A 21,330-nucleotide genomic window follows, 5' to 3' on the forward strand; every position below is an offset into this window, starting at 1 on the left:
GGAAACTCCTCGCAGGCTTGGGCGCAGTTTACGCCAATCAACGCGCCGTACAAAGTCCTAGTATTTTTGTCGGGAAAGCACACTGCATCACAGACACCTCAGAGATTCTGATAGCGGTTCATGTCCAGCACGCCCTCTTCCACCGGATCGGTCTCGTGGACGTACCGGTTCAGGTCATGAAAGTAGAACCAGAATTGCGGATGGCTGCGGCGAATCCCCCAGCGCTCGACGATTTTCTCGAAGCGATTGGCGTCCTTGGCGTTTTCCATCTCGTCCACGAACTCAGGCACTTGCTCGGCCGGGATGTTGAATATGAAGTTCGGATAGCTGCTGAGCACGCCCGGGTAAATAGTCGCGGTGTCGAGCCCAGGCTGATACCGCAGCGATTCACCGATCAGGAACGCAACGTTGCTGTGCGCGCGGTTGCGCAGCAGGCTGTAGACCTCACGCTTGCCGCTCGCGGTTTCGATGCGCAGCAGGGTCGCTTCCGGCAGTTGATCGATAACCTTCAGCCCGGCCGCCGGACGCGAAGTCAGGCGACTCAACGCCTGTTCGGCACTCTGCAAGACCGGGTCGATGTTCGGCCGTGAGCAATAAGCGCCAGTACAACGGTTGATCGGGTCCGGCCTGGCGTTGAGGTCGCCGTAGCGGGCCAGCAATTGCTGGGCGAAATCGCGTTTCGGGTCCTTTTCGTCCAGCACCAGCGCTGTCTTTTTGTCGTTATCGATGGCCTCGTAATTCAGCCACATCTTGAATTTGCCGCCGCTCTGGTACCAGTCGTCGAGGTAGTCGTCGCGCGAATCGGCCGGCATCAGGCGCAGGAAGTTCTGCTCGGCGCCGTTGCGGATCAGGTCGAAATACAGGCGGGTCTGGGCTTGATGGGAGACGTTGCCGAACACGTCGAAGTTGACCGCCAACTGATAATACGTGCGCTCCAGCAGCGGGAAGTCGAACAGCCACATCGTTTGCGGCACGTCACCGATCAGGCCTTTGTTCACCGAGGCACTGTCGAAATGCCGGAAGATCGTCAGCAAGGCGTTATCGTTGCCAGCCCATAACGTCGACCAGCTCGGCGCTGGCGCATCGGCGTAACTGTCACGGCGCAGCACCTCGTACTCGTTACGCTTGTCGCGGTAGTCATGCCACAGGCTCAGGATGCTGCCGACATCGTCGTTCTGCCCCGGCATCGCCAACAAAGGCGTGGCCTGGCCGCGGTAATTCGGATCAATGATGTAGAGATCGTGCTCAGGCGCCTGGAACAGTGCCCAGAAGTTATCGCGAATCACGTCAGTGGCGATCTGGCCGCGGCACACCGGCCCGCGAATAAACGTACGGACGAAGTATTCGGCGTTATCGAGCATGAATTGATAACGCGCCTGGGCCGGGATCGCCTCGAACGTGGTGAACGGATTGGCCCGACGTTCCGGCCCGTATCCCGGCAAGGCGTCGACTTGCCAGTTGCCGTTATAGAAGAGGCTTTTGATCCGCGCCATCTTCGCCGGGCTCAGCGGGTAAGTGATGTGGGTCTTCTGCACAATCACGCCTTGCACCGGCCATAAACGGTAATAGACCTGAGTGCCCGGATCGTCATTGGGACGACGGGTGTTGATCAAATCAATGGGCTGGCCGGTCGGCGTGCGCGAACGTACCCACTGAAAGAAATGCCCCGGCTCGCCGTCCTTGAAATAGAGATGAGCGAGAAACCAATGCTCGAACAACCACCGCCCCACCAGGCTTTGCCGTGCCCCCGGGGCGTTGAGCAGGTTTTCCCACAGAACCACCTGCAACGCCTCCTTGGCGCTCGGTACCAGGCCTTGCTCGTCAATCGGCGCGCCGGAGGCCAGCCAGCGTTGCAGCGTCTGGTACTGCTGATCGGTCAGGCCGGTGACCGCCAGTGGCATGCCTTCCTGGGGATGTGATTTGGCATAGCTATCGAACTCGGCCGGCAAGGCGCACATGTTTTCCCGGTTCAGGCCAAGGACGATGTCCTCCGGCAACTTGGCATTGGGTTGCAACGGGGTCTTGTGGCCCAACTCAAGCATCCGCGCCATCAACGCGGCCTGACTGCCTTGAGCGTCGAGCACCGAATAGAAGCCCTTTTGCTGCCAGGCGCGCTTATCGAAGGCGTCATAAAACAGCCGGGTCGGCGCAGCAGCCTGGCGGCGTTCGCCGTCGTAGACCAGGGTCTTGGTCGCACCGCGGGCCACCCCTTCGCCACTGCCCAGATTGAGCTGACAGGCGGCGTCATAGCAGGCATGGCAGGCCACACACTTTTCGGTGAAGATCGGTTGTATGTCGCGGCTATAGGAAATAGCAGGGGAAATGCCAGAGGAAATGGCCGGATCCTGCGCGGCAGCGCCCCAGCTTAAAAACAGCAAAACCATGCTGATGACGCGATAAGACATATCCCTGGTCCCGATCATGAAAAAACGCCGCGATTCTACCGGTCTGCACCCCGCCCCAACATGAGCGATATTCATGCAAAATCGGGACATGCTCTAAAACCGCACAGGTTTGCTATTATTCCGCCCCTTCGTCATGGCCTTACCGAGTAGTCCAAATGTCCGATCGCAGCGTTCGCCTTCAAGCTCTCAAGCACGCCCTCAAAGAGCGCATCCTGATTCTCGATGGCGGCATGGGCACGATGATCCAGAGCTACAAGCTCGAAGAGCAGGATTACCGCGGCAAACGCTTCGCCGACTGGCCAAGTGACGTCAAGGGCAACAACGACCTGTTGATCCTGACGCGTCCGGACGTGATTGGCGCCATCGAGAAAGCCTACCTGGATGCCGGCGCCGACATTCTGGAAACCAACACCTTCAACGCCACCCAGGTTTCACAGGCCGACTACGGCATGCAAGGCCTGGCGTACGAGCTAAACGTAGAAGGCGCGCGTCTGGCGCGCAAGGTCGCAGACGCCAAAACCCTGGAAACCCCGGACAAGCCGCGTTTCGTCGCTGGCGTGCTCGGCCCGACCAGCCGCACCTGCTCGCTGTCGCCTGACGTGAACAACCCCGGCTATCGCAACGTGACCTTCGATGAACTGGTGGAAAACTACACCGAGGCTACAAAAGGCCTGATCGAAGGCGGCGCCGACCTGATTCTGATCGAGACCATTTTCGACACCCTGAACGCCAAAGCGGCGATCTTCGCGGTGCAAGGTGTGTACGAAGAACTCGGCGTCGAGTTGCCGATCATGATCTCCGGCACCATCACCGACGCCTCCGGCCGCACGCTCTCCGGTCAGACCACCGAAGCCTTCTGGAACTCCGTGGCCCACGCCAAGCCGATCTCGGTCGGCCTGAACTGCGCCCTCGGCGCCAGCGAGTTGCGCCCGTACCTGGAAGAGCTGTCGAACAAAGCCAGCACCCACGTTTCCGCGCACCCGAACGCCGGCCTGCCGAACGAATTCGGCGAGTACGACGAACTGCCGGCCGAAACTGCAAAAGTCATCGAAGAATTCGCCCAAAGCGGCTTCCTCAACATTGTCGGTGGCTGCTGCGGCACCACGCCGGGCCACATCGAAGCCATCGCCAACGCCGTGGCCGGTTACGCGCCGCGTGCAATTCCGGACATTCCAAAGGCCTGCCGCCTGTCGGGCCTGGAACCGTTCACCATCGATCGCAACTCGTTGTTCATCAACGTCGGCGAGCGGACCAACATCACCGGTTCCGCCAAGTTCGCCCGCCTGATCCGTGAAGACAACTACACCGAAGCCCTGGAAGTCGCCCTGCAACAGGTCGAAGCCGGCGCCCAGGTGATCGACATCAACATGGACGAAGGGATGCTCGATTCGAAGAAGGCCATGGTGACCTTCCTCAATCTGATTGCCGGTGAGCCGGACATCTCCCGCGTACCGATCATGATCGACTCCTCCAAGTGGGAAGTGATCGAAGCCGGCCTCAAGTGCATCCAGGGCAAGGGCATCGTCAACTCCATCAGCATGAAGGAAGGCGTCGAGCAGTTCATTCATCACGCCAGACTGTGCAAGCGCTACGGTGCCGCCGTCGTCGTGATGGCCTTCGACGAAGCCGGCCAGGCCGACACCGAAGCGCGCAAGAAAGAAATCTGCAAACGCTCCTACGACATTCTGGTCAACGAAGTCGGCTTCCCGCCGGAAGACATCATCTTCGACCCGAACATCTTCGCCATCGCCACCGGCATCGAAGAACACAACAACTACGCTGTGGACTTCATCAACGCCTGTGCCTACATCCGTGACGAACTGCCGTACGCGCTGACCTCCGGTGGTGTGTCCAACGTGTCGTTCTCGTTCCGTGGCAACAATCCGGTGCGCGAGGCGATTCACTCGGTGTTCCTGCTGTATGCGATCCGCAACGGCCTGACCATGGGTATCGTCAACGCCGGCCAGCTGGAGATCTACGACCAGATCCCGGCTGAACTGCGTGACGCCGTTGAAGACGTCGTGCTCAACCGCACCCCGGAAGGCACTGACGCCCTGCTCGCCATTGCCGACAAGTACAAGGGCGATGGCAGCGTCAAGGAAGCCGAGACCGAAGAATGGCGCGGCTGGGACGTCAATAAGCGTCTGGAGCATGCGCTGGTCAAAGGCATCACCACGCACATTGTTGAAGACACCGAAGAATCCCGTCAGTCGTTCGCCCGCCCGATCGAAGTGATCGAAGGCCCGCTGATGTCCGGCATGAACATCGTCGGCGACCTGTTCGGCGCCGGCAAAATGTTCCTGCCGCAGGTGGTGAAATCCGCCCGCGTGATGAAGCAGGCCGTGGCCCACTTGATCCCGTTCATCGAACTGGAAAAAGGCGACAAACCGGAAGCCAAGGGCAAAATCCTGATGGCCACGGTAAAAGGCGACGTGCACGACATCGGCAAGAACATCGTTGGCGTCGTGCTGGGTTGTAACGGCTACGACATCGTCGACCTCGGCGTGATGGTCCCGGCGGAGAAAATCCTGCAAGTGGCCAAGGAGCAGAAGTGCGACATCATCGGCCTGTCCGGCCTGATCACCCCTTCGCTGGATGAAATGGTCCACGTAGCCCGCGAGATGCAGCGCCAGGACTTCCATCTGCCGCTGATGATCGGTGGCGCGACCACCTCCAAAGCACACACGGCCGTGAAGATCGAGCCGAAATACAGCAACGACGCAGTGATCTACGTCACCGACGCTTCCCGCGCCGTGGGCGTGGCGACGCAGTTGCTGTCCAAGGAATTGAAGCCGGCGTTCATCGAGAAGACTCGCCTGGAATACATCGAAGTCCGCGAGCGCACCGCTAACCGCAGCGCCCGTACCGAGCGCCTGAGCTACCCGGCGGCCATCGCCAAGAAGCCGCAGTTCGACTGGAGCACTTACGAGCCGGTCAAACCGACGTTTACCGGTGCCAGGGTGCTGGAGAACATCGACCTGAAGGTGTTGGCCGAATACATCGACTGGACGCCGTTTTTTATCTCCTGGGACCTGGCCGGCAAATTCCCGCGCATCCTCACGGATGAAGTGGTCGGTGAAGCCGCCACGGCGTTGTACGCTGACGCCCGGGAAATGCTCGCCAAGCTGATCGACGAGAAACTCATCAGCGCCCGTGCCGTGTTCGGCTTCTGGCCGGCCAATCAGGTGCGCGAGGATGACATTGAAGTCTACGGCGATGACGGCAAGCCGATTGCCAAGCTGCATCACCTGCGTCAGCAGATCATCAAGACCGACGGCAAGCCGAACTTCTCCCTGGCTGACTTCGTTGCCCCCAAAGACAGCGAAGTGACCGACTACGTGGGTGGTTTCATCACCACCGCCGGGATCGGTGCCGAAGAAGTGGCCAAGGCCTATCAGGATGCCGGCGATGACTACAACTCGATCATGGTCAAGGCACTGGCCGACCGTCTGGCCGAGGCGTGCGCCGAGTGGCTGCACCAGCAGGTCCGTAAAGAGTACTGGGGTTACGCCAAGGACGAGACGCTCGACAACGAGGCCCTGATCAAAGAGCAATACACCGGTATCCGCCCTGCCCCGGGCTACCCGGCCTGCCCGGATCACACCGAGAAATCCACATTGTTCAAGTTGCTGGACCCCGAGGCCTCGGAAATGAAAGCTGGCCGCAGTGGTGTGTTCCTTACCGAGCACTACGCCATGTTCCCGGCGGCAGCGGTCAGCGGTTGGTACTTCGCTCACCCGCAGGCGCAATATTTTGCCGTGGGCAAGATCGACAAGGACCAGGTGCAGAGCTACACCTCGCGCAAAGGCCAGGAATTGAGCGTAACCGAGCGCTGGCTGGCGCCGAACCTGGGTTACGACAACTAATAGAGGCAACTCGGTCGAGTGCCCGATCGTTCCCACGCAGAGCGTGGGAACGATCAATCACTGCAACATTGTCTATGCTTACTTCTCACACATTGGTGACGAGGGGTTTATGGACGATCCAGCCGACAACAAGCCGCCTACTTTCTGGCAAATGCTGCACAGCGTCATGGCGGCGGCGTTCGGGGTGCAGAGCGGGAAGAACCGGGCCCGGGATTTCACTCACGGCAAGCCCAGTCATTTCGTGATTCTGGGGATTTTGTTCACCGCGGTGTTTGCGTTGACGCTGTACGGCATCGTGCAACTGGTGGTGCATCTGACCGGGGTTTAACGCAATTGCGCTCGTGCACCGGGCTCGTAAACCGCGCCGCACATCAGCAGGAACGAGTAGAAAACTTTCAACATTAATCGTTCGAGCCCCCGGCGATTCGCCGCGCATCATAGTCAGCGAAGCCCCGGGAAACGGCGCTTGCCCCGGTTATTGTCCGACAATCGTCGGAATGGGGCCCGGACGGGGTCGGTTATTGATGGCTGACCCAAAATACCGCTGTGCCCACGACCAGGATGATCAGGAACAGAATGGCCCAAGCATCGACCGTGCTATCGGGTTTTGACGTTTTGGTAGGGTTGCTCATTGCATCGCCTCTTGTCGGTTTTATCGGTGATTGCATAAAGACTCGAGCACAGTTAAGACGATGATTGCCCGCACCACAAATGTGGGTTCTGGCAAATTGGTATTCATTAGTCGTTTTGGTTCTTTACATATACTCAAACATCACTTTTGCGCATAACTGCAAACTGGTATCTTGCCCCGGCTCCGTTGGGAGTGCGCGGCCGTGCGCGCAGAATTGCCGAGGCAGTATCGGAAACTCTAGGCGAAAAACGCAACTGGATCCGACCGGCCCAAGCCTGAGAACAGGACTTATATGTACGTATATGACGAGTACGATCAGCGGATCATCGAGGACCGCGTCAAGCAGTTCCGTGATCAGACCCGACGCTATCTGGCAGGCGAGCTGAGCGAAGAAGAATTCCGCCCCCTGCGCCTGCAAAATGGCCTTTACATCCAGCGCTTCGCGCCGATGTTGCGGGTGGCGGTGCCTTACGGCCAACTGACTTCGCGCCAGACGCGAATGATGGCCAAAATTGCCCGCGACTATGACAAGGGCTACGCCCACATCAGCACCCGGCAGAACGTGCAGTTCAACTGGCCGGCGCTGGAAGACATCCCGGACATCCTTGCCGAACTGGCGACCGTGCAGATGCACGCGATCCAGACCAGCGGCAACTGCTTGCGCAACGTCACCACCGACCAGTTCGCCGGTGTCGCTGCCGACGAGCTGATCGATCCGCGCCCGTGGTGCGAGATCGTCCGCCAATGGACCACTTTCCACCCTGAATTCGCTTACTTGCCGCGCAAGTTCAAGATCGCCATCAACGGTTCGACTTCCGACCGTGCGGCCATCGAAGTCCATGACATCGGCCTTGAGCCGGTGCACAACGCCGCTGGCGAGCTGGGTTTCCGTGTGCTGGTGGGTGGTGGTCTGGGCCGTACCCCGGTGGTGGGCGCGTTCATCAATGAATTCCTGCCGTGGCAAGACCTGTTGAGCTACCTCGACGCCATCCTGCGGGTCTACAACCGCTATGGCCGTCGTGACAACAAGTACAAGGCGCGGATCAAGATTCTGGTCAAGGCCTTGACCCCTGAAGTCTTCGCGCAAAAAGTCGACGCGGAAATGGAGCACCTTCGCGGTGGCCAGACCACGTTGACCGAAGCCGAAGTGCATCGTGTAGCCAAACACTTCGTCGACCCCGAGTACAAGGCTCTGGACAACCAGACCCAGGCGTTGGCCGAACTCGATAAAGAGCACCCGGGCTTCGCGCGCTGGCGCACCCGCAATACCATGGCCCACAAGAAGCCGGGTTATGTGGCCGTGACCCTGTCCCTGAAGCCGACCGGTGTTGCACCGGGCGACATCACCGACAAGCAGCTCGATGCCGTTGCCGACCTGGCCGATCGTTACAGCTTCGGTCAGCTGCGCACCTCCCACGAGCAGAACATCATTCTGGCCGACGTTGAGCAGACCCAACTGTTCGCGATGTGGGGCGAGTTGCGTGAGCAGGGCTTCGCCACGCCAAACATCGGTTTGCTGACCGACATCATCTGCTGCCCGGGCGGTGACTTCTGCTCCCTGGCCAACGCCAAGTCGATTCCGATCGCCGAGTCGATCCAGCGTCGCTTCGAAGACCTGGATTACCTGTTCGATATCGGCGAACTGGACCTGAACATCTCCGGCTGCATGAACGCCTGTGGTCACCACCACGTCGGCCACATCGGCATTCTCGGGGTGGACAAGAAAGGCGAAGAGTTCTACCAGGTTTCCCTGGGTGGCAGCGGAAGTCGCGACGCCAGCCTGGGTAAAATTCTCGGCCCGTCCTTCGCCCAGGACGCCATGCCTGACGTGATCGAAAAGCTGATCGACGTGTACATCGAACAACGTACCGAAGACGAGCGTTTCATCGACACCTATCAGCGTATTGGCATCGACCTCTTCAAGGAGCGCGTCTATGCAGCGAATAATTAAGAACAACGAAGTCGTCGACGAGACCTGGCACTTGCTGCCCAAGGACTTCAACATCGACGAGATCAGCAACTGCGACGACTACATCGTCCCGTTGCAGCTGTGGCGCGAACACAGCCGTATGCTCAAGGCCCGCGATGGCGGCCTGGGCGTGTGGCTGGATGCCGATGAAGAAGCGGAAGAAATCGGTGACGACGTGGAAAATTTCCAGGTGATCGCCCTGAATTTCCCTGCCTTCACTGATGGTCGCAACTACTCCAACGCCCGCCTGCTGCGTGACCGTTATGGTTTTAAAGGTGAACTGCGAGCGATTGGCGATGTGCTGCGCGACCAGCTGTTCTACCTGCACCGCTGCGGTTTCGACGCTTTTGCGATTCGCGCCGATAAAGACCCGTACGAAGCCCTGGAAGGTCTCAGGGACTTCTCGGTGACCTATCAGGCCGCCACTGACGAACCGCTGCCGCTGTTCCGTCGCCGCTGATCGTCAAACCTTGAACCCCTTCGCGGGGTTCAAGGCTCCCTCCTTGTACAGTCACGCCACGAACAAATCCGTTCAAAAACCTGCGCGCTGTTCCAATGCCCTGAACGCCACCCATGGGTTTTCAAGCCGGCCTAGCACTGCGCTCAATCGACTCAATACTTCGTCCGAAGCATCTGCTGCCTCCAAAAGTCGCCAGACTCGCGCCTGAAGCGACAGATAACTGACCTGAAAGTCGGCGGTCAGGCTCAGCCTGTCGATTGCGCTTAAGAACCGCGTACCGGAGGGTTTGTCTACCAGCCGCTGCCAAAGGGCTTTTCGGGACTGTTGCAGCGGTTCATCGCAGTCTCGTAGCCACACAATCGGCTGTCCATAGTCAGCACCTGGCGCGCTCAGCCATAAATTGATTCCCGTTTGTTCACGATGGCTGATCAGTCGGCGGAGCGTGTCCTCGTCTGTCAGTGGATTGCCCCAAAGCAGCACCCGATCCACCGAGACGGCCTGATTTATCACCGCGGGGGGAACGCGGGTGATCCGGTTATCACGCAAGTCCAGAGAGGTCATATAGGGCTCATCCCTGATGCCGATCGGGCACCGGGTAATCCGGGTGTCGCTGAGATTCAGCCGACGCAAGTCATTCATCCCGAGCAACATGGGGGGTACGCCCAAGGGATTTTCACTCAGGTCCAGCGTTTGAAGCCTGGTCAACCCGCTCAGCTGTGACGCCGTCTCTTCGGTGAAGACCAGGCCGGTAGCCTTGAGATTCAGCGACGTGAGATGAGTCAGGCTGAACATGGCCGTCGGCAGAACAGCCTGCACCTCACCCTCGGGGTCGAATTGGGTCAACTCGACACCCTCAAGATTCAAGGTCTGCAGATTCGGAAAACACTCCAGGAACCCATTCAAGGATTCACGCTCGGTCACGTGGAAGTGCGGCATCGACAACTCGACGACCTCGTTGAAGCGGATGTTCATCACCGGCAATCGATGATAGTCCTCGCCCGCCATGTCGAGCTTGAACCCGACAAGCTGTTCGCCTGAATAGACGCGCTGATCTTGCGATGCCCGCTTTCGCCAGAGGGTGATCAGCTCGTCAGCCAGCTCGATCCTGGTTTCACGCTCGTAGTCCATGGCGCTCTGAACCATGTTCTCGTTATGTACTTCAATCTGCTCTTCAGTCAGCCCCTGTGCCTCGTTGTCAGCTTCGTTCAGGAAGGGAATGTCCATTTCCACAATGTCTTGCGCCACCTGATCGATCCAGCCGCTCAGGTCGATGTTCAATTGTTGAAACGCCTGCTTCAGCGCGTCGATATGAGCCTGGGCCCTGCCACCGCTACGCAGTAGGACTTCATCGGCCTCAGCATCCGAGAAATCCGGATAAAGCTCCTTGAGCTGCAACCTCATCATCTCGTGCGTCAGCTCTTCGGCCTGAGGCGTACCGGGAAAACCGCCGCCACGCAGCCCTTGCGCCTCGAAGGACAGGCCGGAGTCCATCCTGCCCAGACCGAGCATGAATTCGGAACGCTGCATTGCCTGATCCCCGAGTTTCAGCCGCAATTCGTGGGCTGGATCAAGCGATGAAAGTTGCAGCGCCTCGCGTTCGTCCACGGACAGAACGTCAAGAAGTGCCTCGTAAAAGTCCGTTTGCACATCGCGACTCTGATAATGGTTTCCCACCTTGATCAACCGTCGAACGTCGGTGGCGTCAAATGCACCGCAACGGTCCAGAACCCGGCTTGCGAGAGAACCGTCCTGGATTTCGATTCGAAGGTTCTTTGGCCATCCGGGCAGATTTTTGAGGGAATGCAGGGCCAGCGTGTCGGACGCCGGGTTGACCACCGAGGGAAGGTACACCCCCTCATACGCACGATTGAGCCGTACATGCTGTTGGTATTGCCGAGCCTTGCTGTCGAGACGGCTGAACATTTGCCGGAGCTGGACCGCGTCGGAAGGGCTCTGGATATCCACGCCATAACGGTCAAGCATTTGCTCAATGGCGCTTTTGGGCAGGCCGGGGTATTGGCGCTGAAACAACCGGACCCACTCATGTTCCGAGTGCTGAAGCGCTTCGTAACGGCTGTTGAACTGTTCAACTCGCTCGCCCTGGGCCACAGCGGCTTGCTCGAGTTCCTGATCGATCCTGAAACGGCTGATGGTATCGGCCAGCAAAGGCGTCGGCGGACGCCCGGCCTGCATCAGTCGCAGCATGTCATCATCGACAGCACTGACCTTGGCGATCTGCGCCAGCATTTCATCGCTGAAAGACGCCACCGACGGGCCGAGTCCGCGCAGAAGCTCCAAGCGGGTCGACGGCACCCGGTTGGGTAATTCGGCAGCCGGAGCAACGGCCTGGTCCGGCGTCGGTCTGGCAACCTCCTCCCCCGGCGCTGCGCCAGGTTCACGAGCGCTCTCGGCAATGGCACCGGCCTCGGCCGCTTCACCCTTGAGCGCCGCACCTGCGCCGGCCAGCGGCAGCGCATTAAGCAAGCCAAATACCGTGCGCGTCACGCCCGCCGCTCTATCGCTCGATGTCGCACCGTTGACAACCTGATCAAGGCCATACCCGGCATCGATGATACCGGCCAGCACCAACAACCCTTCTCCGCCGGGCACGAACAACGCCAAAGGACCGAAACGGTTGATCCATTGCACAACCGGTTCGGTGACGGCACTCAAGTTATCCCGGTTGACCTGCGCATCGTCACGAATGGTGTTGACCCCGGCCAGGGAGGCCTCCTTCATGGTCAGGACCAGCTGGGCAAACGGATCGGTGCCTGATGGCGAGTCATCGAAGCCGATGTATCGGGCAGGCTCCCAAAAGCCGTCATCGTTGAAGAACCCCGCCTCTTTGGTCAGCCGGTGTTCCCTCGGGTAGACCGCCATGCCGTCCATCGCCGTCAACACTCCGGCATGGAAAGTGCCGTCCTTGCGATCATCCTCGGCGAAGTGAGCGGCCAAGGCCTGTTTCGTATCGTCACGCCGGCCCTGCTCTACAACCCACTGGTGCAATTGCCCGGAGTCCTCAAACGCATGCAGGGGCGACGAGTTGCCGGGGATGTACAACACAATCCTGCCGCCAGGTTCACGGAAGCCCCAGATGTCTTTCGAGGTGTAGCGATAAAGCTTCAAGCGTCCCGTAACAAGCATCGCAGGCACCCTGGTGGGGGCCTGTAATTGTTCGAATGTGAGTGTTGCCCATGCTTGATCCGACGGCAGCCCTGCCGCCTGCATGGCCAGTGCGAGCCCTTCCGGGTCCAGACTGTTCTCACCCCGCTGCAGTAAAGCGGCCATGACGAAGGCGGCTTTGGCCGAGGTTTTCAGTGCATGGGGGGCAGGTGCGACGATCACTTCGTCCGATGGCCAGGCTTGATCAAGATAGGCCTGATACAGATCCTTGAGAGCCAGCTCCCAGACCCACTTTTTGAAGTCCGCCGGTCGCACGGCGATCTGGTTGGCTGGCCCGAAGATTTGCCCGACGTTTCGGCGATAGAGGCCTTCATAACTGTCGTGGTTGCCATCGCCACTATCGGCAAACTCGTCGACGTGCTCCACGATCTGTATGGATGGCCCGATGTCAGGCGGCGTATACAACCCAAACGCTGTTTCACCGAAGCGCCCGTCACCCACGGTTTGATAGTTGGAAATCAGCACCTGCACCAGCGACATGGCACTCGCCACCCGTCCCTGGTGGATGCCGTTCTGCGCGGGATGCCCTTTGTAGTCGTAATCGAGGGTCACCAGCTGTGCGGTGGCGGGATCAATATCATGACCCCACTTTTCTTTGATCAGGTGTTCGCCAAACTGGCTGGGAGTGAGTGGCAGCGCAGCATCCATGGCGGACTTCAACACTTGGCGCATGCCGGGAGAGGTCAGTACATCGTCGGCTTTTTGAGGGTGGTCGATCATGGTGCATTCCATTGCAAGCATTTCAGGAACACCAGCCTAACCGACCACGGATCAACCGGAAGCGGGAGCGATCGACACAGATCTCAGGAAAATTCGCAAACACCGTAAGGAAAATGGATGGACTTGAAACCCGCCCAAAAAAAATGAAACCGGGGAAGAATCCACGGTTTCATTTTTTAACGGTGATGCTTGTCGAGTATTACCAGAAGCGTTGCTGGGTCAACCGGCTCCACCAGCTCAGCAGCACACGATCGACCGAGCCACTGGCCGCCATGCCGATGCGCTCCTGCAGGCTTTTGCGTTCGGCGTAGTGCAAGTGGTACAGCTCGGACTTCTTCGCTCGTTCGGCGAGGTATTCATCGCTGGTCTTGAGTTCGTCCACCAGTTGCTTGTCCAGCGCGGCGATACCGAGCCAGATTTCGCCGGTGGCCACTTCGTCGATGGCCAGTTGCGGGCGATAGCGCGAAACGAAGTTCTTGAACAACTGGTGAGTGATGTCCAGGTCTTCCTGGAACTTCTCGCGGCCCTTCTCGGTGTTTTCGCCAAACACCGTCAGCGTGCGCTTGTACTCGCCGGCGGTCAGCACTTCAAAGTCGATGTCGTGCTTTTTCAGCAGACGGTTGACGTTAGGCAACTGCGCCACAACACCAATCGAGCCGAGGATCGCGAACGGCGCGCTGATGATCTTCTCGCCGATGCACGCCATCATATAGCCGCCGCTGGCCGCGACCTTGTCAATGCACACGGTCAACGGCACGCCGGCATCCCGGATACGCGCCAGTTGCGAGGACGCCAGGCCATAGCTGTGAACCATGCCGCCGCCGCTTTCCAGGCGCAGCACCACTTCATCCTTGGGCGTGGCGAGGGTCAGCAGTGCGGTGATTTCATGGCGCAGGCTTTCAGTGGCCGAGGCCTTGATGTCGCCGTCGAAATCCAGCACAAACACCCGTGGCTTGGCTTCGGTTTTCTTCTTTTGCTTTTTCTCGGATTTAGCTTCGACCTTGCGCAAGGCCTTGAGCTGGTCCTTGTCGAGCAAGGTTTGCTCCAGGCGTTCGCGCAGCCCTTTGTAGAAATCATTGAGTTTGCTGACTTGCAACTGGCCGACCGACTTGCGTCGACCTTTGCTGCGCAACGCCGCGAAACTGGCCAGGACCACCAGAATGGCGATCACCAGTGTCACGGTCTTAGCCAGAAAAACTGCGTACTCGGCAAAAAACTCCACAGGGACTCCTTTAATACGATGCGCTGCATGAACGCGCGCGGGATGCCTCCAGCATACCCATGCGCCGCCCTGGCGGCCAGCCGTGAAACCTCTGGCAACAGCCCTGTATCGGGCATTTCAAACAAGCGTATGTTTTTTCATTGACAGCTTACCGTCATCCTCATAACCTCGCCGAACCTTCAACGTACCGGGATGACGCGGACGTGGGCAGTATCTACTTGATTCGACATGGCCAGGCCTCCTTTGGTGCAGACGACTATGACGTCCTGTCGCCGACCGGTGTTCGCCAGGCAGAAGTCCTCGGCCAGCACCTCGCCGAGCTGGGCATCAGCTTCGATCGCTGCCTCTCGGGCGACCTGCGCCGCCAGCAGCACACGGCCAACAGCGCGCTGGAACAGTTCGCTGCGGCAGGCCTGCCGGTTCCCGTCCTGGAAATCGATTCCGCTTTCAATGAGTTCGACGCCGACGCGGTGATCCGCGCACTGCTGCCAGAAATGTTACCGGACGAACCCGAAGCGCTGCACATCCTGCGCAATGCCGCGCAAAACCGCGGCGAGTTCCAGCGCATCTTCGCCCTGATCATCGAACGCTGGCTGGCTGGCACCTATGACACTCCGGGCCTGGAAAGCTGGCTGGGGTTTGTCGAACGGGTGCAAGCCGGTCTGCAGCGAATCCTCGAAAGCGCCGATAACACCCAGAAAATCGCCGTATTCACCTCTGGCGGCACTATCACGGCCCTGCTCCATCTCATTACGCAAATGCCCGCCAAGCAGGCGTTTGAACTGAACTGGCAAATCGTCAACACCTCGCTCAACCTGCTGAAGTTTCGCGGTCGCGAAGTGGCGCTGTCTTCTTTCAACAGTCATGCGCACCTGCTGCTGTTGAAGGCCCCGGATCTCATCACGTTTCGCTGAGTCCGGACTATTGTGACCCTGGCTGTATTCACCCAGCTCTAATTACCCAAGAAAGGATCAAACCATGACCTCCGTAGCTGACGCCGTACAAGCAATGAAAGCCAAGTTCAACCCAGCCGCTGCTGCCGGTCTGGACCTGGTATTCGGTTTCCGCATCGACGACACCAAGAATTTCTCGCTGATCGTCAAGGACAGCACCTGCGAGCTGCAGGAAGGCGAAAACCCGGACGCCCAGGTGACTCTGGTGATGGACGGCGAAACCCTGGAAGGCATCGTCAGCGGCGAAACCGACGGCATGCAAGCCTTCATGGGCGGCAAGCTGCGCGCCGAAGGCGACATGATGCTGGCCATGAAACTGTCCGAGCTGTTCCCGGCCTAAGCGTGCCGCCCCCGACCTTCGGGGGCACGCCTGGCTGCAAATGAATCCCGCCCCTCGTGGCGGGATTCGTCGTTTTTCGCCATTGGAAAACGGCTACCTGTGGATTTGCCGTCTATATTCCTTCTGGCCGCATGCGTCAGACATCGGCTGCTTGCCTCGCTTTTTTATCAAGAACCTTTGCGCGGAGCACTGCCCATGAGCCCACCTGACGACCACGACGGATTTAACCGCCGACGTGTACTGCAAGGCCTTACGGCAGGCGCCGTCGGTGCCTGGATCAGCCCGCTAATCGCAGGGAGTAAAACCATGCCCGACGCCCCCGCCGACCTCATCCTGTACAACGGACGCCTGCACACCGTCGATCGCAAGAAACCTCAGGCCAGTGCCGTCGCGATCAAGGACGGACGCTTTGTGGTGGTTGGCAGCGACGCCCAGGCCATGGCCCTGCAAGGCCCCGGCACACAAATTGTCGACCTGCACGGTCGCACGGTGATTCCCGGCCTAAACGACTCGCACCTGCACCTGATCCGTGGTGGCCTCAACTACAACCTTGAACTGCGCTGGGAAGGCGTGCCATCCCTGGTCGACGCGCTGCGCATGCTCAAGGATCAGGCCGACCGCACGCCCACGCCACAATGGGTGCGGGTGGTCGGTGGCTGGAACGAGTTCCAGTTCGCCGAAAAACGCCTGCCGACGATTGATGAACTGAACAAGGCCGCGCCGGATACCCCCGTATTTGTCCTGCATCTCTACGACCGTGCCCTGCTCAACCGCGCCGCGCTGAAGGTGGTCGGCTATACCCGCGATACGCCAAATCCGCCGGGTGGCGAAATCCAGCGTGATGCCAATGGTGACCCGACGGGCATGCTGATCGCCCGCCCCAACGCGATGATTCTCTACTCGACCCTGGCCAAGGGACCGAAACTGCCGCTGGAATACCAGGTCAATTCGACCCGTCAGTTCATGCGTGAACTCAACCGCCTGGGTGTCACCAGCGCCATCGATGCCGGCGGCGGTTATCAAAATTATCCGGACGACTATCAAGTCATCCAGCAACTGGCCAAAGACCAGCAACTCACAGTGCGGATCGCCTACAACCTGTTCACCCAGAAGCCGAAAGAAGAACTGACCGATTTCAAGAACTGGACCAGCACCTCCCACTACGGTCAGGGCGATGATTTTCTACGGCACAACGGTGCCGGGGAAATGCTGGTGTTCTCGGCGGCCGACTTCGAGGACTTTCTCGAACCCCGCCCCGACCTGCCGCAAACCATGGAACAGGAACTGGAACCGGTGGTCCGCCATCTGGTGGAGCAGCGCTGGCCGTTCCGTTTGCACGCCACGTACAACGAGTCCATCAGCCGCATGCTCGACGTGTTCGAGAAGGTTAATCGCGACATTCCGTTCGACGGTTTGCCGTGGTTCTTCGACCACGCCGAAACCATCACCCCGCAGAACATCGAACGGGTCAAAGCCCTGGGTGGCGGCATCGCGATCCAGGATCGCATGGCCTTCCAGGGCGAATACTTCGTCGACCGTTACGGCGCCAAGGCTGCCGAAGCCACCCCGCCCATCGCTCGTATGCTCGCCGAAGGCATTCCGGTCGGCGCTGGCACCGATGCCACACGCGTTTCCAGCTACAACCCCTGGACTTCGCTGTACTGGCTGATCAGCGGTCGCACCGTCGGTGGTCTGGCGCTGTACCCGCAAGGCTTGAGCCGCGATACCGCGCTGGAACTCTTCACCCACGGCAGCGCCTGGTTTTCCTCCGAGCAGGGTAAAAAAGGCCAGATCAAGGTCGGGCAACTCGCGGACCTGATTGCGCTGTCGGCGGACTATTTCCACATCGAGGATGAAGCGGTCAAATGGATCGAATCGGTCCTGACCATCGTTGACGGCAAGATTGTCTACGGCAGCGTCGAGTTTGAAAAACTCGGGCCGCCTCCCATCCCGGTGGTACCGGAGTGGTCGCCCGTTGCCAAAGTGCCGGGCCATTGGAAACCCCTGGCGCCGCTGACGGCGCAGGTTCATCAATGTGTCGGGGCTTGCGCGGTGCATGCCCATCGTCATGAACGGGCGCGGCTGTCGTCGGCGCCGGTCAGCGATTTCGCCGGTTTCTGGGGCGCGTTTGGTTGTTCGTGTTTTGCGTTTTGAACGAATAGCCAAGTGAAAGGGGAAACTGTGGCGAGGGAGCTTGCTCCCGTTCGGATGCGCAGCAGCCGTAAACCATCCGACCGGGAGCGTATCTGGAGAATCGTGGCAACAGGTTTTGGGGCCGCTTCGCGCCCCAGCGGGAGCAAGCTCCCTCGCCACAGCTGAGCGGTGCTCTTACAATGGCGCACCTCCCCCTCCGGCCGCCCCATGGATATCGATCTCGCCCGCACCTTTCTGGAAATCGTCCGCCACGGCAGCCTTGCCGCAGCCGCCGAAAAACTCCACGTCACCCAGACCGCGATCACCGCGCGCGTGCAAAAACTCGAAAGCCAACTTGGGAGCACCCTGTTCGTGCGCAACCGAGCCGGTGCGCGCCTGACGCCGAACGGTGAAGCCTTCGTGGTCTACGCCAATCAACTGGTCGAAACCTGGGAAGCGGCGCGCCGGGACTTGCCGTTACCCGAAGGTTATCGCGACGTGTTGCACATCGGTGGCGAGGTCAGCCTGTGCAATCCGCTGATGCTCAGTTGGGCCGGAGCGCTGCGCGAGAAGATCCCCAGCCATGCCCTGCGCATGGAAATTCGTGACGGTGAAAATCTGCTGCGACAGCTGGAACTGGGGGTTCTGGATGCGGCGCTGGTTTACCAGCCCGAGTATTGGCCACGCTTGCAAGTCGAACAGGTACTGGAAGAAAAACTGGTCCTCATCCGCCTGGCCGCAAGACCTGATCCCTACGTGTACATCGACTGGGGCCCGGACTTCCGCCGTCAACACGATGCGGCCCTGCCGGAAAAAGCCAAGGCCGCGTTGAGCTTCAACCTTGGCCCACTGGGCTTGCAGTACATCCTGGAAAACGGCGGCAGCGGCTACTTCCGCACCCGGGTGGTCCAGAGTTATCTGCAAAGCGGTGTGCTGGAGCAAGTGCCCAAAGCCCCCGAATTCAGCTACCCGACCTATCTGGTTTACTCCCGCGACCGCGACTCGGCGACCCTGCAACAAGCCTTCGACCTGCTTCGCGAAGTGATCAAATCCGACGATGACTGGTCGCAACGCTGGAACCCGCTGACCTGAATCCGGTTTGCACCGAAGCATGGCGGTTAAGTCCTCAAGGTTGCGCCAGCCAAAACGCCGGGATCGGCTACGCTGCTGGAGATAACAATAACGACAGGTGATTGCAGTGAGGCAGACCACCGAAGCATTCCGCGCCCGCTACCGCGCTGCAATTCATCCACTCTACAACCCATGGCTGCACGGCACTTTTGTGCTGCTGTTCGGCTTGCTGGCCATCGGCGGATTCTGGAGCACGGTGCACCAGGTTCAGCCACTTCAATGGCTGGCGGTGCCGTTGACGTTGTTGTTTTTCAACTTCGGCGTGTACATGGTCCATCGGCACTTGGGACATCACAAAAAGAACTTCGCGCGAATGTTCTATGCCCGCCATGCCGGCGACCATCACAGCTTTTTCGCCCCTGGCCACATGACCTACGAAACGGCGCGAGACTGGCGGGTGGTTCTGTTTCCAGCCTGGCTGATCGTGTTGCACACGCTCGTCATCGCCCTGCCCGTCTGGTGGCTGTTCAAGCAGTTCGATGCCAACGTCGCCGGGTTGATCGGCGGCTGCCTGGTCCTCGGCTACCTGGCCTACGAAGTGTTCCATGCCTGCGAGCACCTGCCGCCGGAAAATCTCCTCACACGGTTGCCGTGGATCTGCCAGATGCGCCGCCTGCACGAACTGCATCACCGTCGTGAGCTGATGCAGGAGCGCAATTTCAATATCGTTTTGCCGCTGATGGACTACCTGTTCGGCACCCTCTATTGGGAACCGGAGCCGACTGACCTGCACTCGACGAGAACGCCCATGACCTGCATGCAGCATCACATCGACATTGCTGGAGACCCGATTGACGTGCTCGCCTATGCCTGCACTGTGACCCGCTGGCCGGAGTGGCATCCCTCGTCTCTGAAGGTCAATGGCCAGGGCGGTCCGCTGCATGCCGGAGGGCGATTCGAGGAAGACATCAAGGCCGGCGGGCGTGAGGGACACCTGCACTGGGAGGTTAACGAATACCTGCCAGGACGCCGCTGGAGTGCCTGGGCCCATGACGATCACGGGTTGTCTTTGGTAGTGACTTACGAATGCGAGGCCCGGGGCGATAGCACACGCTTTGTCCGCACCCTGGAGTATCAGTTCAGAAGCCTGGCGATGCGCATTGCCAATCGACTGCTGCTCAAGCGCCGCATCGATCGTGAATCGGCAGCGTCGATGCTGACATTGCGCGAGATGGCGCAAAAACAGCTAGCCCCGGCAGGAGTCAGCGCGTGAGTCGAACCGCCAGGTTTCGCCATGTGGTATTGCTGCTGATCATTGCCATCGGCGCCTTTTTGCTACTGATGCCGACCAAGGTACAACCGGTGGCCTGGACACCGTCACCGGCGCCCTCCCTCACCAGCGGCATCTATGCCGACAATCAGCGCCTCAAAGGTGTGGAGCGCGTTGGCGCCGCTGATATCGACGGCCCGGAAGCGTTGCTGCTGGAGGAAGACGCGCTCATCACGGGTTTGCATGACGGCCGATTGATCCATACCAGCCTCGACGGCAAGGTCACCAAGGTCCTGGCCGATACGGGCGGCAGACCCTTGGGGCTGGCCCGTCATCCCAACGGGATGCTGGTGATTGCCGACGGAGTCAAGGGCTTGCTGTCTCTGGATGTCCAGGGCCGCTTGATTCCATTGACCACCACGGCCAACGGCGTGCCCTTCGGTTTCACCGACGACGTGGTAATCGACAAGTCCGGGCACTACGCCTATTTCAGCGATGCCTCCAGCCGCTTTGGCTACGGCAGTGACGGCGACGCGATCATCGAGCACGGCGGCGATGGCCGCTTGCTGCGTTATGACTTCCAGACCGGCAAGACCGCGGTCCTGCTGGATAAGCTGGAATTCGCCAACGGCGTGACGTTGGGACCGGACGATGCCTTCGTGTTGGTCAACGAAACGGGCGCCTATCGCATCAGTCGCTACTGGTTGAGCGGGCCGAAAGCCGGCACCCGTGATCTATTCATCGACAACCTGCCAGGGTTGCCGGACAACCTCGCGTTCAATGGTCGCGACCGCTTCTGGGTGGCGCTCTATGCGCCGCGCAATGCCTTGCTCGATGCCACCGCGCCGCATCCATTCGTGCGCAAGATGATTGTGCGGGCCATGACTTTCCTGCCTAAACCGGTGGAGAAACGCGCCTTCGCCCTGGGCCTGGATCTGGACGGCAAAGTGATCGCCAACTTGCAGGACGGTAGCCGCGACAACTATTCGCCGATCACCACCGTTCGCGAGTATGGAGACTGGTTGTATTTCGGGTCGTTGAAGGCCAGACACATGGCGCGTTTACCACTCAGTACGGCGTTACAAAAGTAAGCTCAATAATGTAGCA

Annotated in this window: 13 protein-coding genes; 10 read left to right on the forward strand and 3 right to left on the reverse strand. The window is 59.5% G+C overall.

The window, feature by feature from the left end; all coding sequences use genetic code 11:
* Positions 1 to 98 precede the first annotated feature (98 nt).
* On the reverse strand, positions 99 to 2,405 hold the full coding sequence (locus ACQ4OB_RS03595) for a fatty acid cis/trans isomerase (protein ID WP_430955145.1): 2,307 nt from the start codon (positions 2,403 to 2,405) through the stop codon (positions 99 to 101).
* 155 nt (positions 2,406 to 2,560) lie between these two features.
* On the opposite strand from ACQ4OB_RS03595, the gene metH reads away from it, so the two are divergent.
* The 4 genes from metH (at position 2,561) to ACQ4OB_RS03615 (ending at position 9,331) form a co-directional block, all read left to right on the forward strand.
* Positions 2,561 to 6,271, forward strand: a complete 3,711-nt coding sequence (gene metH / locus ACQ4OB_RS03600; protein ID WP_074877587.1) for a methionine synthase — start codon at positions 2,561 to 2,563, stop codon at positions 6,269 to 6,271.
* A 109-nt stretch (positions 6,272 to 6,380) separates the two neighbouring features.
* The gene (locus tag ACQ4OB_RS03605; protein WP_074877590.1) at positions 6,381 to 6,599 is read left to right on the forward strand and encodes a DUF2970 domain-containing protein; all 219 of its coding nucleotides are present in this window, start codon (positions 6,381 to 6,383) and stop codon (positions 6,597 to 6,599) included.
* Between the two features lie 595 nt (positions 6,600 to 7,194).
* Positions 7,195 to 8,853 carry a nitrite/sulfite reductase gene (locus tag ACQ4OB_RS03610; protein WP_074877592.1) on the forward strand — a complete coding sequence of 553 codons (1,659 nt, stop codon included), beginning with the start codon at positions 7,195 to 7,197 and terminating at the stop codon, positions 8,851 to 8,853.
* Complete coding sequence (locus ACQ4OB_RS03615; protein WP_074877594.1) at positions 8,837 to 9,331, forward strand: DUF934 domain-containing protein; 495 nt, start codon at positions 8,837 to 8,839, stop codon at positions 9,329 to 9,331. Before ACQ4OB_RS03610 ends, ACQ4OB_RS03615 begins: the two co-directional genes overlap by 17 nt.
* A 72-nt stretch (positions 9,332 to 9,403) precedes the next feature.
* Here ACQ4OB_RS03615 and ACQ4OB_RS03620 read toward each other — a convergent pair whose 3' ends face one another.
* Both ACQ4OB_RS03620 and sohB read right to left on the reverse strand, forming a co-directional pair.
* Entirely contained in the window at positions 9,404 to 13,234 is a 3,831-nt protein-coding gene (locus ACQ4OB_RS03620; RefSeq protein WP_430955146.1) for a dermonecrotic toxin domain-containing protein, read from the reverse strand.
* A gap of 199 nt (positions 13,235 to 13,433) precedes the next feature.
* Positions 13,434 to 14,456 (reverse strand): protease SohB, encoded by a 1,023-nt coding sequence (sohB, locus tag ACQ4OB_RS03625; RefSeq protein ID WP_102614296.1) that lies wholly within the window; start codon positions 14,454 to 14,456, stop codon positions 13,434 to 13,436.
* Between the two features lie 203 nt (positions 14,457 to 14,659).
* On the opposite strand from sohB, the gene ACQ4OB_RS03630 reads away from it, so the two are divergent.
* The 6 genes from ACQ4OB_RS03630 to ACQ4OB_RS03655 all read left to right on the forward strand — a co-directional run bounded on the left by ACQ4OB_RS03630 (position 14,660) and on the right by ACQ4OB_RS03655 (position 21,314).
* Positions 14,660 to 15,370, forward strand: coding sequence for a histidine phosphatase family protein (locus ACQ4OB_RS03630; RefSeq protein WP_430955147.1), 711 nt, complete (start codon positions 14,660 to 14,662; stop codon positions 15,368 to 15,370).
* A 64-nt stretch (positions 15,371 to 15,434) separates the two neighbouring features.
* Positions 15,435 to 15,749: an SCP2 sterol-binding domain-containing protein gene (locus ACQ4OB_RS03635; protein WP_008154977.1), complete on the forward strand. Its 315-nt coding sequence runs from the start codon at positions 15,435 to 15,437 to the stop codon at positions 15,747 to 15,749.
* Between the two features lie 306 nt (positions 15,750 to 16,055).
* The gene (locus tag ACQ4OB_RS03640) at positions 16,056 to 17,903 is read left to right on the forward strand and encodes an amidohydrolase (protein WP_074877603.1); all 1,848 of its coding nucleotides are present in this window, start codon (positions 16,056 to 16,058) and stop codon (positions 17,901 to 17,903) included.
* A gap of 207 nt (positions 17,904 to 18,110) precedes the next feature.
* Positions 18,111 to 18,974, forward strand: coding sequence for a LysR family transcriptional regulator (locus tag ACQ4OB_RS03645; protein ID WP_074877605.1), 864 nt, complete (start codon positions 18,111 to 18,113; stop codon positions 18,972 to 18,974).
* Between the two features lie 106 nt (positions 18,975 to 19,080).
* Positions 19,081 to 20,226 carry an SRPBCC family protein gene (locus ACQ4OB_RS03650; protein WP_074880751.1) on the forward strand — a complete coding sequence of 382 codons (1,146 nt, stop codon included), beginning with the start codon at positions 19,081 to 19,083 and terminating at the stop codon, positions 20,224 to 20,226.
* Complete coding sequence (locus ACQ4OB_RS03655; RefSeq protein WP_074877607.1) at positions 20,223 to 21,314, forward strand: SMP-30/gluconolactonase/LRE family protein; 1,092 nt, start codon at positions 20,223 to 20,225, stop codon at positions 21,312 to 21,314. Before ACQ4OB_RS03650 ends, ACQ4OB_RS03655 begins: the two co-directional genes overlap by 4 nt.
* Positions 21,315 to 21,330: the final 16 nt, after the last annotated feature.

It is taken from the genome of Pseudomonas sp. ES4 (genome assembly GCF_050586665.1).
Lineage (GTDB): Bacteria > Pseudomonadota > Gammaproteobacteria > Pseudomonadales > Pseudomonadaceae > Aquipseudomonas > Aquipseudomonas frederiksbergensis.

What these genes read in the sequence shown, in the direction of transcription:
- ACQ4OB_RS03595 (WP_430955145.1), bottom strand. Translation starts at nt 2,405, where the DNA reads ATGTCTTATCGCGTCATCAGCATGGTTTTGCTGTTTTTAAGCTGGGGC.
- metH (WP_074877587.1), top strand. Translation starts at nt 2,561, where the DNA reads ATGTCCGATCGCAGCGTTCGCCTTCAAGCTCTCAAGCACGCCCTCAAA.
- ACQ4OB_RS03605 (WP_074877590.1), top strand. Translation starts at nt 6,381, where the DNA reads ATGGACGATCCAGCCGACAACAAGCCGCCTACTTTCTGGCAAATGCTG.
- ACQ4OB_RS03610 (WP_074877592.1), top strand. Translation starts at nt 7,195, where the DNA reads ATGTACGTATATGACGAGTACGATCAGCGGATCATCGAGGACCGCGTC.
- ACQ4OB_RS03615 (WP_074877594.1), top strand. Translation starts at nt 8,837, where the DNA reads ATGCAGCGAATAATTAAGAACAACGAAGTCGTCGACGAGACCTGGCAC.
- ACQ4OB_RS03620 (WP_430955146.1), bottom strand. Translation starts at nt 13,234, where the DNA reads ATGATCGACCACCCTCAAAAAGCCGACGATGTACTGACCTCTCCCGGC.
- ACQ4OB_RS03635 (WP_008154977.1), top strand. Translation starts at nt 15,435, where the DNA reads ATGACCTCCGTAGCTGACGCCGTACAAGCAATGAAAGCCAAGTTCAAC.
- ACQ4OB_RS03640 (WP_074877603.1), top strand. Translation starts at nt 16,056, where the DNA reads ATGCCCGACGCCCCCGCCGACCTCATCCTGTACAACGGACGCCTGCAC.
- ACQ4OB_RS03645 (WP_074877605.1), top strand. Translation starts at nt 18,111, where the DNA reads ATGGATATCGATCTCGCCCGCACCTTTCTGGAAATCGTCCGCCACGGC.